Here is an 842-nt window from a genome sequence, read left to right on the forward strand (position 1 = left end):
AAGGAGGAATAATAAATGCAAATACAATTATGGCAAATCATTGTGCTTGGATTACTAGGCGGTATAGCACAATGGGATGAAACAAATATGAAGCTAGGATTTAGAAATCCAGCAATAACGGGTTTAATAGTAGGTTTAGTAATGGGAGATGTAAAGACAGGTCTTCTAGTAGGTGGAACATTGCAACTTATGACATTAGGAATCGGAAGCTATGGTGGAGCAACAATTCCAGATTATGCAACAGCAACAATAATAGCTGGAGCATTAGCAATATCAACAGGACAAGGTATCGACTTTGCAATAGGAATTGGAGTACCAGCAGCATTACTATTAGTACAACTTGATGTAGTTGCAAGAATGAGTAACGTATTCTTCCAACATAAAGCAGAAAAATATGCAGATGAAAGAAAATATGAAAAAGTAGAATTAATGAATGTACTTGGATTATCAACATGGATGATTTCAAGATTCGTACCAATATTTATATGTTTATTCTTCGGAGAAAGCTTAGTACAAAGATTATTAGAAGTATCACCAGATTGGTTAATGGGTGGACTTAGAGTAGCCGGCGGAGTATTACCAGCACTAGGAGTAGCTTTATTACTTAAGTACTTACCAGTAAAAGCATATGCACCATACTTAATCGTAGGATTTGTATTAGTAGCATACTTACAAATGCCAATGCTAGGAGTAGCATTACTAGGGTTTGCAGCAGCATTATATAACTTTAAGAAAGCGCAAAGCCAAGACGCAGCGCCAGCAGCTGCTGCAGGAGCAACATATATGGGAGGAGCGGACGAAGATGAGTAATAATTTACAAGATAACAATAAAGTAGAAGATA

The 842-nt window shown here is 36.7% G+C and carries 1 protein-coding gene; it reads left to right on the forward strand.

The features are described from left to right. Positions 1 to 15 precede the first annotated feature (15 nt). Positions 16 to 810 (forward strand): PTS mannose/fructose/sorbose/N-acetylgalactosamine transporter subunit IIC, encoded by a 795-nt coding sequence (locus E5347_RS16705; protein WP_136008344.1) that lies wholly within the window; start codon positions 16 to 18, stop codon positions 808 to 810. The last annotated feature ends 32 nt before the right edge of the window (positions 811 to 842 follow it).

Source organism: Clostridium sartagoforme (assembly GCF_004794105.1).
GTDB lineage: Bacteria > Bacillota > Clostridia > Clostridiales > Clostridiaceae > Clostridium > Clostridium sartagoforme_B.